The following is a 12,866-nucleotide window of genomic DNA, read 5'->3' as shown; positions in this document are numbered from 1 at the left end:
TAACTATTCAAACAACATCTCTGTTGTCGGGACAATCGAATTGTTGTCATAATAGCAATGAGTAAAATGCATAGCTGAGGGTTTTCCATGTCGCGCCGTTCGCTCCCGCTCAATGCCATAGACGCATTTTTAGTCACCGCGCGTCACCTGAATCTGACCCATGCTGCCGCAGAACTTTGCCTGACGCAGGGAGCCGTGAGCCGCAAGATCGCGTCCCTTGAAGCGTGGTTTGGCTTTCCGCTTTTTGAACGCCACGCGCGCGGCCTGCGCCTCTCTTCGCAGGGCAGCGCCCTGCTTCCGGAGCTGCAGTCTGCTTTTGAACAATTGCTGACCGTAGCCGATCGGGCCCGAAGCCAGCAGACCGTGATCCGGCTCAAGGCACCCACCTGCGCCATGCGCTGGCTGGTGCCGCGCCTGCTGGAGGTGGAGCGTGAGCAGCCGGATCTGCAGATCGCCCTGACCACCACTACCGATCACAACGTCAATTTCAAAACCGAATCTTACGACGCGGCCATCGTGTTCGGGACGCACATGAGCGCAGGCGACCTGCTGTTCGAAGAGGCGCTCACCCCGGTGATAAGCCCGGTGCGGGCGGGCGCAACGCTGGGATCGCTGACGTTCCTGCACCCGACAAGAGATAAGACAGACTGGTCGCTGTGGCTGACGAAACAGGAAGGGCCGGGCTTTACCATGCACAAAAATCAACACTTCGACACGATGGATCTCGCGATTACGGCCGCCATTCAGGGGCTGGGCGTGGCCATTGCCGACGAAACGCTGGTGGCCGAAGATGTCCGCGCGGGAAGACTGATGCGACCTTATGAAACCAGCATAAAAACCGGCGCGAGCTACCGGCTGGTGCTGCGCGAAACGCCAGGCGAGGAAAATGGACTGGCGGCGTTTCGCGCCTGTTTGCTTAATCGAGGCTGACGTGGTGCTTCATCACCCGTTTGAAGAGGCTCATGCGGGCGCGCATAAAGCGGTTTTCAAGCCGGAAACCTGCATGTTTATTCACACCAATGCGTAACAAAACGTCCCGCCCTTTTCGGCATGCGGGCCAGTGCGTCGGCCCTGGCAGGATCTCGCGAGGACCAGCGTCACGCGCAAAGCTCACCCAGTAATCGGCCACGTGGGCAGCAAACTGCAGATCCCGTTCGTTGACGTACTGACGTGAAGGCTCCACCTGACCTAACGTATCAAAGACATAGGGAACCTCGTTGCCGTGCCAGGCACCGTTGATATAGGTGGCATGTTCCGCCTCCGCGACATAGTCAAACCAGTAGCGCCAGCACAATCCGCCGACGCGCTGCTGAGCCTGCATCACGACGTAGCCCATCGTGGTGAACGCCATGTCGCGGCACACCTGCCTGCCCAGCTCTTCATCGCCTTTAACGCCCGGATAGAGCAACTTAATCAGCCCCAGTCCGAAGCGCCGCTCCCGGCGGAGCTTCTGGATTTGCCCGGCGAGATCGATGCCAAACACCGCCATCACGCTGGCCTCATCGCTGTTCGACCCAATCATCACCGGTACGGGATGCTGGCGGGCCGCGAAAAAGACGTCAAGCATCGCTTCTGGCAGAACGCAGTCCCCGACGATGGGCGCCGGTGCGACGTTCAGCGGCGCGGTTAACGGCCAGAACGCGTCCGGCGGAATGGCGCGCAGCTGCTCAGCAGTCGCCTTCTCCAGGCCAAAATGGGCGGCCAGCGCCTCCCCTTTTTGCAGCGCCTGTTCGCGCGGCGTGTCCGGCAAGGTGTACCCGCTTTGCACAATAGCCTTGTGGAACAAGCCAGCCGCCAGGGGCGATGCCAGCAGAGAGAGCACGCTACGCGCACCGGCGGATTCGCCAAACAGGGTCACGTTAGCGGGGTCGCCACCAAATGCGGTGATATTGTCCCTAACCCATTCGAGCGCGGCGATCTGATCCAGCAATGCAAAATTATGCACCACGCGATCTTCCTCGCCCTCCAGCGCGGGATGGGCGAAAAAGCCGAGATGGCCGAGACGGTAGTTGATCGTCACGACAACAACGCCGCGCGTTGCCAGCGCTTTGCCGTTATAGGGCGGTAAGCCCCCCGCGCCAATGGTAAAGCCACCACCGTGCAGCCAGACCATAACCGGAAGCGCCCCGGCGCGCTCTTTGGGGGACCAGACGTTCAGATAAAGACAGTCTTCCGAGAACTGGCCGGGATCGCCCCCGCCCAGCTCCTGACAATATTCGCTGCTTTGCCAGCTTGAGGCCGAAAAGGCGGTGGCCTCGCGAACGCCATCCCACGGATCAGGATGCCGCGGAGAGCGCCAGCGCCACTCGCCCACGGGTGGTGCAGCATAAGGAATACCGCACCAGACGTGGACATTTTCATCGGTTAAACCAGAGAGTGCGCCCTGGCGCGTTTCAACCACAGGGGCGGAAGGATTTTGCATAACGACCTTATTTTTTCCATCACACCCCAGCAGAGTAACGATTTCAGAGCAAACCGCAACGCTGTTTGCTGCGCGTTTCAGCCTCCTGGTAGAGGGTAAACTCGTCATACACCGGGCAGCCCAGCGCGTCTTCAAACGCATCGCGGCTGGCGTTACCGTGGCTGCGGGCCTGTGTTTCATTCCCGAGATTGGACTGGAAAATCCCCGCGGCGCTGACCGGGAGGAAATCTTCGTAGGTGATCGGCTGGGCAACCACCCATCCGCGCTCGATCAGCGGCTGCGGATCGTCTCCCGGCCGGAACGCATGGCGATGCGCTTCACCCGCAGGCGTCAGGCGATAGCGGAAATACGCCAGCTCCTGACGGCGCATTAACAGTTCGCTGTCCGGGAAGGCGCTAAAGATCTCCCGCAGATGCAGCTGATGGGTCAGGTTATCTTTACCGGTACCGGCCTGGGCAAGCAGGCTATCGTACAGTTCCCGGCCTTTCGGGGTCAGCGCCACGCCGCGCTGTTCAATCTCACCGAAGCGCGCGGTGTGGGTGCCCTTATGTTCCCCGGCAAACAGCACCGGCTCTTCCAGCGCCTTGAAGCTGGTTTGACGCAGCAGGACGGGCACCTCGCGACGCGGCGGGCCTTCTATCAGAATTTTCGGCTCGATACCGTACTTCGGCATCAGCTCCTGCACCCGATCAATATCCAGCGTGCGCGGGGTGAGGTGGTTAATGTGGCAGCCGGGGAAGCAGACCACGTCAGCAATCAGGCGATGCTCGTTGTGCAGCGCAAGATAGGTTTCCTGATCGACCGTCGCGTGACGGTGCCAGCGGAAGGTTTCCAGCGCTTCCTGCACAAACTCGTGCGCCTGCTCGTCAGTAAACTGCCCTTCCGATTCATACAGATCGAGAAGCGCCAGACAGCGCGGGGTGAAAATATTCCGGTGAGAGAGGATTTCCGCCGCACGTTCGCGCAGCGCGACGTTTTCAATCAGCTCAAGGCGCAGCAGCGACGTAAAGATGCGGAACGGATTACGGCACAGCGCCGCATCATCGATCGGGCGAAACGCCGTTGAGTGAACCGGCACCCCCGCCTGGGAGAGATCGTAATAGCTGACCGGGTACATGCCCATAATGGCAAACATACGGCGCAGGGTTGAAAGTTCTTGCGCACTGCCAACGCGAATTGCTCCGTGACGCTCCACGTTCATGCGCGCAAGCTCATCAGCGTTTGCCAGTTGTTCATGTAATAGTGGATTATTTTCCAGCACCGCCAGGTTTACGTCCGCTACCAGTTCAAGCAAGGTGCCGTACTGCGGAACTTCCTGCTGGTACATCGCCGACATAGCCTGCGAAAAGTGTTCCCGAATGTCATCAGCCGTGATGGTGTTCGCCATGATGTCATGCCTCCAGTGAATATTACCTGGAGTGTAGAGAAACCCGTTCCTTCCGGGGGGAAAGATTTCTGATTTGTGATCTTAAGACGACAGTGGTCAAACCGTGTGCGGCTGGCCTCTTAACAAGCCTCAACGAAACCGCCCTTTCGTGCCCGACGCTTTTTATCCAGGATTTTCCTTATAATTATTTAGGGTTTCGCTTTCTAGCTATAAAGGAGTATTTTTTATTTTCCTCTGACCGCAAATTAACCAATTTTAACGCGTCATTATTTTTATCCTCACCTTTCAAATTTTTAGCTCAAAGTTAGGAATAATCTGAACGGTTGTTTACAAGTCCTTCCTGTCTATCCATATTTCCAAAGCAAGCGAAGCGCAAATTTACAAATATTTAAAAACAACGCAGCCGTAAATAGCAAAACGCATTTGACGGATCTCACACAGCGACTAGAGTTATTACTCGAACGACGAGTGATACGGAATATTTTCGTATCGTACTGACATAACCAATATATGACTATGAGGTTTAATATGGCAGAGCATCGTGGTGGTTCCGGTAATTTCGCTGAAGACCGTGAAAAAGCATCAGAAGCTGGACGTAAAGGTGGCCAGCACAGCGGTGGTAATTTTAAAAACGATCCGCAACGCGCATCTGAAGCGGGTAAGAAAGGGGGACAGAACAGTCACGGCGGAGGCCGTAAGTCTGATAACTCCTGATCTTATTTAGTACTCTTTTAATAAAACCAGAGAGCATGCTGCGGGCTGAAAAGCTCGCAGTTCCCTTTCTTTATTTTACCGGAGCGTAATTATTATGAATATGAAAAGTGTTGAGGATGTATTTATTCATCTTCTCTCGGATACTTACAGTGCGGAAAAGCAGCTGACTCGCGCGCTTAGCAAGCTTGCCCGCGCCGCGTCCAGCGAGAAGCTGAGCGCAGCCTTTACCGCGCACCTGGAGGAAACGCAGGGTCAGATCGAACGTATCGACCAGATTGTCGAACAGGAAGAAGGAATTAAGATTAAACGCATGAAATGCGTGGCGATGGAAGGCTTAATTGAAGAAGCCAACGAAGTTATCGAAAGTACGGAAAAAAATGAAGTGCGTGATGCTGCCTTAATTGCCGCTGCGCAAAAAGTCGAGCATTATGAAATAGCCAGCTACGGTACTCTTGCCACATTAGCAGAACAACTGGGCTATAAAAAAGCCGTTAAGCTTCTTGCCGAAACGCTGGAAGAAGAAAAAGAGACCGACCTGAAACTCACCGACCTGGCCGTAGGCAATATTAACCAAAAAGCGCAAAAATGACGCTATAACACAGGTTAAATAAAATGAGCATCAGTCCCAGGACAATTAAACGGTGCCATTTAGCGGCAGCAATAATATGGTTCATTCTCGCTATTCCTTCCGTAATATGGTGGAAGAACAGCGTGCTATGGGTCATTATCATCAGTATTTATGCCAATATTGTCGGCCATTTATCTGGCTACAGTGCCGCACGTGCCGATCAGGCTGCTGAAAGTGAGAACAAATAAGCGAACCCCTAATGAGGATACAATGATGAATCACGTAGAACACTACCATGACTGGCTACGCGATGCCCATGCAATGGAAAAGCAAGCCGAATCAATGCTGGAATCCATGGCCAGCCGTATCGATAATTATCCTGATGTTCGCGCCAGAATTGAGCAACATATTAATGAGACAAAACGGCAAATCACATTGCTGGAGGAAATCCTCGACCGTAATGATATTTCTCGTTCGGTCTTAAAAGACTCGATGAGCAAAATGGCGGCGCTGGGACAATCCATCGGCGGCATGTTCCCTTCCGACGAAATCGTGAAGGGCTCGATCAGCGGCTATGTTTTCGAACAGTTTGAAATCGCCTGCTATACCTCCCTGCTCGCGGCGGCGAAAAAAGCGGGCGATACCGCTTCAATACCCGCTATTGAGACGATCCTCGCCGAAGAGCGCGAAATGGCCGACTGGCTGATTCGTCATATCCCGCAAACGACGGAACAGTTCCTGCTGCGTTCAGACGCGTCGGGTGTCGAAGCGAAAAAATAACCCACAGGAGAGTGAGCATGTTTCGACACGTCAAACAGCTGCAATACACGGTTCGCGTCGCCGAACCGAATCCCGGCCTTGCCAACCTTTTACTGGAACAATTTGGCGGGCCGCAGGGTGAACTGGCCGCCGCCTGCCGGTACTTTACGCAAGGGTTGAGCGATGACGATCCGGGCCGTAAGGATATGCTGATGGATATCGCAACCGAGGAGTTAAGCCACCTCGAAATTATCGGCACCCTGGTCGGTATGCTGAATAAAGGTGCCAAGGGGGCGCTGGCGGAAGGGGTGGAAAATGAGGCCGAGCTGTATCGCTCCATGACCGAAAACGGGAATGACAGCCACATCACCTCCCTGCTCTACGGCGGCGGCACTCCGCTCACCAACTCAGCGGGCGTGCCCTGGACGGCGGCCTACGTCGACACCATTGGCGAGCCGACGGCGGATCTGCGTTCGAACGTGGCGGCCGAAGCCAGAGCCAAAATCATCTATGAACGGCTGATCAACGTGACCGACGATCCCGGCGTTAAGGACGCGCTGGCGTTTCTGATGACGCGTGAGGCGGCGCATCAGCTCTCCTTTGAGAAGGCGCTGCAGTCCATCCGTAATAATTTCCCGCCGGGAAAACTGCCGCCAATCGAGGAATTCACCAACAAGTACTACAATATGTCAGAAGGTGGAGAGGTTCGCGGAAGCTGGAACAGCGATAAACATTTCGATTACGTTGAGTCCCCCCAGCCTGCGGTTGACGGCGGCGATGGCAGTGCCAGCGTGACGCTCACAACCGAGCAGGCAACCCTGGTTAAGGCGATGTCTGCCCGCACGAAGTCCGATCCACATTCCGACCCGCTGACCGGTGCCGAGCTGGGTGCCGGTAAGACTAAACCGTAATCGGTTTGCCGGGCAGTCCTGAACTGCCCGGCAAGTCGCGTGCCCCATCGTCTCAGAGGTACGGACCATGTTCGAACTCGATGCATTTCATCTGGCCAGAATTCAGTTCGCTTTTACCGTCTCGTTCCATATCCTTTTTCCCGCGATCACCATCGGCCTCGCCAGCTATCTGGTGGTGCTGGAAGGCATGTGGCTGCGCACCAAAAACGACGTCTGGCGATCGCTATACCACTTCTGGCTAAAGATATTTGCCGTTAACTTCGGCATGGGCGTCGTTTCCGGGCTGGTTATGGCGTATCAGTTTGGCACCAACTGGAGCGGGTTCTCCCAGTTCGCGGGCAGCATTACCGGCCCGCTTCTGACCTATGAGGTGTTAACCGCCTTCTTCCTGGAGGCCGGCTTCCTCGGCGTTATGATGTTCGGCTGGAACAAGGTCGGCCCGGGGCTGCACTTCTTTTCGACCTGCATGGTGGCGCTCGGCACGCTAATGTCGACCTTCTGGATCCTCGCCTCCAACAGCTGGATGCATACGCCGCAGGGTTTCACTATCGAAAATGGGCAGGTTATCCCGCAGGACTGGCTGGCCATCGTTTTTAACCCCTCCTTCCCTTACCGTCTTATTCATATGGCTATCGCCGCGTTCCTGAGCAGCGCGCTGTTTGTCGGCGCGTCGGGCGCCTGGCACCTGCTGCGCGGGAACGATACGCCAGCCGTTCGCACCATGTTTTCGATGGCGATGTGGATGGCGCTGCTGGTCGCGCCCATTCAGGCGGTGGTGGGCGATATGCACGGCCTGAACACGCTTGAGCATCAGCCGGCAAAAATTGCCGCCATTGAGGGTCACTGGGAAAATCCGCCCGGTGAGGCCACCCCGCTGCTGCTGTTTGGCCTGCCGGATATGGAGGAAGAGCGCACCAAATACGGCCTGGAGATCCCCGCGCTTGGCAGCCTGATTCTGACGCACAGCCTGGATAAACAGGTCCCCGCGCTGAAAGACTTCCCGAAAGAGGATCGCCCAAACTCTACCATCGTTTTCTGGTCGTTCCGCGTGATGGTCGGGATGGGGCTGCTGATGATTACCCTCGGTCTGGTCAGCCTCTGGCTGCGCTATCGCCATCGACTTTACCACTCGCGTCCGTTCCACTGGTTTGCCCTCTGCATGGGGCCTGCCGGGCTGCTGGCGCTGCTCGCCGGCTGGGTGACCACCGAAGTGGGCCGTCAGCCGTGGGTTGTCTATGGCTACCTGCGCACCATCGACGCGGTATCGCTGCACAGCACCCTGCAGATGAGCATCAGCCTGCTGGCGTTCTTCGTTGTCTACTCATCCGTATTTGGCGTGGGCTATGTTTATCTTATCCGGCTGATTAAGAAAGGTCCTCAGCCCGTCGATACGCTGACGTCAAACACCTCGGGCACGCCTGCCCGTCCGCTGTCTGCCGCTGAGTCTGTTCCGGAAGAGGAGAGAATCTGATGGGCGTCGATATCTCGGTGATTTGGTTTGCCATCATCGTGTTTGCCACGCTGATGTATATCATTATGGACGGCTTCGACCTGGGGATTGGCCTGCTGTTTAACTTCGTGGGCGATGCGAAAGAGCGCGATGTGATGGTCAACAGCGTCGCGCCCGTCTGGGACGGCAACGAGACATGGCTGGTGCTCGGCGGTGCGGGGCTTTTCGGCGCGTTTCCGCTGGCCTATGCGGTCATTATTGATGCGCTGACGATCCCGCTCACCGCAATGCTGATCGGCCTCATCTTTCGCGGCGTCGCCTTTGAGTTCCGCTTCAAAGCCACCCCTTCACACCGCAAATTCTGGGACTACTCCTTTGCCGGCGGCTCCCTGCTCGCTACCTTCAGCCAGGGCGTGGTGGTGGGCGCCGTGATCAACGGCTTTGACGTGGAGGGCCGACGCTTTGTCGGCTCGGCGCTGGACTGGCTCACCCCCTTCAACCTGTTCTGCGGCATCGGGCTGGTCGTCGCCTACACGCTGCTGGGCACCACCTGGCTCATTATGAAAAGCGAAGGCGCGCTGCAACAGCGCATGCGCGAGCTGACCCGCCACGTGCTGCTGGCCCTGATGGTAGTTATCGCGGTAGTCAGCGTCTGGACGCCGCTCGGCTGGCAGTACGTCGCCGACCGCTGGTTTACCCTGCCCAACTTCTTCTGGTTCCTGCCGGTTCCGCTGCTGGTCGGGATCTTCAGCGTGCTGATCTGGCGCCTGACCCGCAATCCGGACAGCCACGCGCGCCCTTTCCTCCTGACGCTGGGGCTGATCTTCCTCGGGTTCAGCGGGCTGGGCATCAGCCTCTGGCCGAACATTATTCCGCCGCGTATCACTCTGTGGGAGGCCGCGGCCCCGCCTGCCAGCCAGCTGTTTATGCTGGTCGGGACGTTACTGATTATTCCGGTGATCCTGGTGTACACCGCCTGGAGCTATTACGTGTTCCGGGGCAAGGTTTCGGATACTGAAGGCTATCACTGAGGAACGCTATGACGGACTGGCATACACGGGCCATTATTTACCAGATTGATACCGCACTCTTTTATGACCTGAACGGCGATGGCTGCGGGGACATCGCCGGGATAGCGGCCAAGCTGCGCTACATTCGCCGCATGGGGGCGACGGTTATCTGGATCACCCCGTTTTACCTCACGCCCTTTCTTGATGAAGGCTATGACGTCAGCGACCATCTCCAGGTGGACCCTCGATTCGGAAAGCTGGCCGATATCATCGCCTTTATCGAACAGGCCCGCGAGCTGGGCATGCAGGTCATTATCGAGCTGCTGATCCAGCACACCTCCGACGCGCATCCCTGGTTCCAGCAGGCCCGCCGCAACCCGGCGTCACCCTACCGGGATTACTACCTCTGGTCAGATAGTGACGAGGACGATACGCCCCCCATGTTTCCCGGCGTCGAAAAGAGCATCTGGAGCTGGGACGACGAGGCGGGACAATACTACCGGCACATGTTCTATCGCCACGAACCGGACCTGAACCTGACCTCGCCCGCGGTGCTGAAAGAGATTGAGAACATCATCCTCTTCTGGCTCAAGCTGGGCGTGTCGGGATTTCGCCTGGATGCCGCGTCCCACCTGACCACCCAGGCGGGAAACGGTGATGAAAAAAAGGGCCTGTGGATCCTCGAGCATATGCGTCGTCTTATCGAGCAACACAACCCGGACGCGATCCTGCTGGGTGAGGTCGACGTTGAGGTGGAGGCCTATCAGGACTACTTTGGCAATAATGACCGCCTGAATCTGGTGCTCAACTTCTGGCTCAACAAATATTTTTACGTCAGCCTGGCCCGCAAAAGCGCCCGTTCGCTGCGCAACGCGGTGAAGAAGATGATCGTCCCGCCCGATTCATGCTGTTTTGCCAACTGGCTGCGCAATCACGACGAGCTGGATCTGGAGGGCATTAGCCAGAAAGACAAACAGTTTGTCCTCGATACCTTCGCCCCTGAAGAGGAGATGAACGTCTATCAGCGCGGGATCCGCCGCCGCCTGGCGCCGATGCTCAATGGCGATCGGAAGCGGCTGGCGTTCTGCCATGCGGTGCTATTTTCCCTGCCCGGCGTTCCGGTGATGCGCTACGGCGATGAGATCGGCATGGGGGATGACCTCGATCTGGAGGAGCGCTACGCTGTGCGCACCCCGATGCAGTGGGCGGGATCGCAAGGCGGCGGTTTTTCGGCTGCCGACCCGAAAAAATTTATCGCGCCGATTATCGACCGCGGCCCTTATCGCTATCAGAAAATCAACGTCGCCGATTCGCTCCTCCACCGCAACTCGCTTCTGCACCGGATCATTGATATCGCCAATACCCGTTCGGAGTTCCCCGAAATCGCCGTTGCGCCCTTTCGGCTCCTCACGATCGATAATGACGCGGTGCTGGGGATCTATTACGAGACCGAAGAACGCAGCATCCTGACCTTTGTTAACTTCAGCGACCAGCCGGTACGGTTCACCGTCAAGGGGATCCGCAACGCCACCTGGACCGCCTGTCTTGCGGACAAACGCTACGATGACGCGCTGGTTTGCGGTAAAACCGTTGAGCTCAGCCTTGGCGGCTACGGCTATCGCTGGTTCTGGACGCACCGCAGCGCGCTGCGCTGATTATGGTTTCCGGCGGGTTAGCAAACGCGTCAACACAATACCCGCCAACGCCAGCCCCCCTAACGCCACTTTGCCCGGCATACCGGAGGTCACGGACGACGCGCGGGTTTTCGCTTCATCAGTGAAACGGCCATGGATTTTGTGCAGGTCGTTAACCGGCTGGTCGAGATAATCCCGACGGTCCGGCGCGTTCAGATCGTCGGTCATCTGGCCTTCCCAGGCTTTCTTCACCATCAGCCTGTCCAGAAAACCCGGAAAGAGGAACTGCCCGACAATCGACTGAATGGTGCTGCTGCCAACCCACAGCTCGCGTACCGGCTTTTGCGCCACCCTGAAGATGGCGCTGGCGGCGACTTCAGGCTCGAACACCGGCGGTACCGGGCGCATTGCCCACGCGAACTTGTTCCTTGCCCATTCAAACTGCGGCGTGTTAAGCCCCGGCATCTGCACCATCGAAAGCTGAACCCGGCTGTTTTCATGCATCAGCTCGGTACGCACCGCATCGGTAAACCCGCGGATCGCCGCTTTGGCCCCGCAGTAGGCGGACTGCAGGGGAATGGAACGGTAGGCCAGCGCGGACCCTACCTGGATAATCACGCCCCTGTCGCGCGGAACCATAAGCTCCAGCGCCGCGCGGGTGCCGTTCACGTAGCCGAGGTACGTCACCTCAGTCACGCGACGAAACTCGTCCGGCGTAAGGGTGCGAAACGGCGCCAGCACGGCCCCCATGGCGTTGTTCACCCAGACATCAATCGCGCCGAGGCGATACTCAATCTCGTTAGCCGCATCCACCACCGCCTGACTGTCGGCGACGTCCGCCTGCACGGCGTGTGCATTTACGCCGAAGCGGCGCAGCTCTTCCTGGGTTGAGTGCAGGCTGGCCTCATCGCGGGCGATAAGGCCGACATCGTAACCTGCTTTTGCGAAGCGCAGCGCCGTGGCTTTTCCCACGCCCGCCGTCCCACCGGTAATTACTATGACAGCCATAGAACCTCCACGTAAACTCAACCTTTATGCCCGTCCGACAATGCTGTCACCAGCTCGGCCAGCGAAAAATGCACCGCTTTTTCCACCACGTCCTGACAGTCTCCGGAAAACAGTACGGTGCGGGTTTGCGTCTCGCCGCGAATGTTCCACGCAAAGCAGACCGTCCCCGCCGCCGTGCCGTCGTCGCCCCCTTCCGGGCCAGCATAGCCGCTGATGGCGATACTGATATCAGCCTGGGCGATGTCGCGGATGCTGGCGGCCATCTCGGTCACCGTCTGCTCACTGACCGCGGTATACCGCGCGAGCGTCTCAGGACGAACGCCGAGGATCCGCGCTTTGGCTTCGTCGCTGAATACGACCAGGCCAACATCATAAAAATCGGCCGTGTTCTCTTCGGCACAAAGTGCTACCGATAGCTTTCCGCCGGTACAGGATTCCGCCGTGGTTAAGCGAAGCCCGAGATCGGTTAATTTGCTCGCCAGTTTTTTCGTCAGTTCACCCACGGTATAATTGTTGTCGTGAAAAAGATTGCTCATCTTTGCGCCTCTTATTTCTCGAATGGAATGATTGAAATATGTCCATTGCGCTCCAGTATGGCATATTTAATTTGGCTTATTTCGTTAATACCATTATTTTGACGCGCTGACACCAGAATATCATCGCAAGAGACATCGACCTTTTTGAGTTTATCAGCCAGGGGTACGCCGTTTTCCACAAGAATCACTGGAGTGCCGTCCAGAATATTCTCCACCGGGGAAAAATACTTCTTCATAAGGCCAAAAATAATATCCACTACCACCAGGGTGGTAATCGTAATCATCGCACCGGTGACGGAAAAATCTTGTCCGAGAAGCGCCTGCTGAGTAGCTTCACTAATTATCAGGAGAAGAATGAGATCGAAGCTGGTCATCTGCAGCAGCGCACGCCGCCCGGCCACTTTAAAAACCACCACGAGGAACAGATAAATCGCCAGCGCACGAAAGACCATATCCATATCAGCCTC

Annotated in this window: 14 protein-coding genes; 9 read left to right on the top strand and 5 right to left on the bottom strand. The window is 56.9% G+C overall.

Annotated features, from left to right (window positions below; genetic code table 11):
- Positions 1–87: 87 nt before the first annotated feature.
- Positions 88–930 (top strand): LysR family transcriptional regulator, encoded by an 843-nt coding sequence (locus tag LRM19_RS06475; protein ID WP_271367849.1) that lies wholly within the window; start codon positions 88–90, stop codon positions 928–930.
- On the opposite strand, the gene LRM19_RS06470 is transcribed toward LRM19_RS06475, so the two are convergent.
- Both LRM19_RS06470 and hglS read right to left on the bottom strand, forming a co-directional pair.
- Positions 917–2,422 carry a carboxylesterase/lipase family protein gene (locus tag LRM19_RS06470; RefSeq protein WP_271367848.1) on the bottom strand — a complete coding sequence of 502 codons (1,506 nt, stop codon included), beginning with the start codon at positions 2,420–2,422 and terminating at the stop codon, positions 917–919. The two genes, LRM19_RS06475 and LRM19_RS06470, sit on opposite strands and share 14 nt — an antisense overlap.
- Positions 2,423–2,465: 43 nt before the next feature.
- Entirely contained in the window at positions 2,466–3,809 is a 1,344-nt protein-coding gene (gene hglS, locus LRM19_RS06465) for a 2-oxoadipate dioxygenase/decarboxylase HglS (protein WP_271367847.1), read from the bottom strand.
- A 528-nt stretch (positions 3,810–4,337) separates the two neighbouring features.
- On the opposite strand from hglS, the gene LRM19_RS06460 reads away from it, so the two are divergent.
- The 8 genes from LRM19_RS06460 (at position 4,338) to LRM19_RS06425 (ending at position 10,876) form a co-directional block, all read left to right on the top strand.
- A complete protein-coding gene (locus LRM19_RS06460) occupies positions 4,338–4,523 on the top strand; it encodes a general stress protein (protein WP_004150795.1) in 186 nt (61 codons plus the stop codon).
- Between the two features lie 94 nt (positions 4,524–4,617).
- Positions 4,618–5,112, top strand: coding sequence for a YciE/YciF ferroxidase family protein (locus LRM19_RS06455; protein ID WP_111964638.1), 495 nt, complete (start codon positions 4,618–4,620; stop codon positions 5,110–5,112).
- Between the two features lie 23 nt (positions 5,113–5,135).
- Positions 5,136–5,339, top strand: coding sequence for a hypothetical protein (locus tag LRM19_RS06450; protein ID WP_111964639.1), 204 nt, complete (start codon positions 5,136–5,138; stop codon positions 5,337–5,339).
- A 25-nt stretch (positions 5,340–5,364) separates the two neighbouring features.
- Complete coding sequence (locus LRM19_RS06445) at positions 5,365–5,871, top strand: ferritin-like domain-containing protein (RefSeq protein WP_014883791.1); 507 nt, start codon at positions 5,365–5,367, stop codon at positions 5,869–5,871.
- A 17-nt stretch (positions 5,872–5,888) separates the two neighbouring features.
- Positions 5,889–6,761 carry a manganese catalase family protein gene (locus LRM19_RS06440; RefSeq protein ID WP_008502274.1) on the top strand — a complete coding sequence of 291 codons (873 nt, stop codon included), beginning with the start codon at positions 5,889–5,891 and terminating at the stop codon, positions 6,759–6,761.
- A gap of 67 nt (positions 6,762–6,828) precedes the next feature.
- Positions 6,829–8,232, top strand: coding sequence for a cytochrome ubiquinol oxidase subunit I (locus tag LRM19_RS06435; RefSeq protein WP_143345098.1), 1,404 nt, complete (start codon positions 6,829–6,831; stop codon positions 8,230–8,232).
- On the top strand, positions 8,232–9,242 hold the full coding sequence (cydB, locus tag LRM19_RS06430) for a cytochrome d ubiquinol oxidase subunit II (protein WP_248261482.1): 1,011 nt from the start codon (positions 8,232–8,234) through the stop codon (positions 9,240–9,242). The genes LRM19_RS06435 and cydB overlap by 1 nt, the downstream gene beginning before the upstream one ends.
- An 8-nt stretch (positions 9,243–9,250) precedes the next feature.
- Positions 9,251–10,876 (top strand): alpha-amylase family protein, encoded by a 1,626-nt coding sequence (locus LRM19_RS06425; protein ID WP_271367846.1) that lies wholly within the window; start codon positions 9,251–9,253, stop codon positions 10,874–10,876.
- On the opposite strand, the gene LRM19_RS06420 is transcribed toward LRM19_RS06425, so the two are convergent.
- From LRM19_RS06420 to LRM19_RS06410, 3 genes are read right to left on the bottom strand one after another with little or no spacing between them, the layout of a single operon-like run.
- Positions 10,877–11,863, bottom strand: a complete 987-nt coding sequence (locus LRM19_RS06420; RefSeq protein ID WP_271367845.1) for an SDR family oxidoreductase — start codon at positions 11,861–11,863, stop codon at positions 10,877–10,879.
- Positions 11,864–11,880: 17 nt separating this feature from the next.
- Positions 11,881–12,399 (bottom strand): 2-oxo-tetronate isomerase, encoded by a 519-nt coding sequence (locus tag LRM19_RS06415; protein WP_271367844.1) that lies wholly within the window; start codon positions 12,397–12,399, stop codon positions 11,881–11,883.
- Positions 12,400–12,410: 11 nt separating this feature from the next.
- Entirely contained in the window at positions 12,411–12,857 is a 447-nt protein-coding gene (locus LRM19_RS06410) for a DUF421 domain-containing protein (protein ID WP_127730802.1), read from the bottom strand.
- Positions 12,858–12,866: the final 9 nt, after the last annotated feature.

Source organism: Enterobacter sp. PI-10 (assembly GCF_027947695.1).
Classification (GTDB): Bacteria; Pseudomonadota; Gammaproteobacteria; order Enterobacterales; family Enterobacteriaceae; genus Enterobacter; species Enterobacter vonholyi.
Note: the sequence above shows the minus strand (reverse complement) of the source record. Positions and strands in the feature narration are given on the sequence as shown.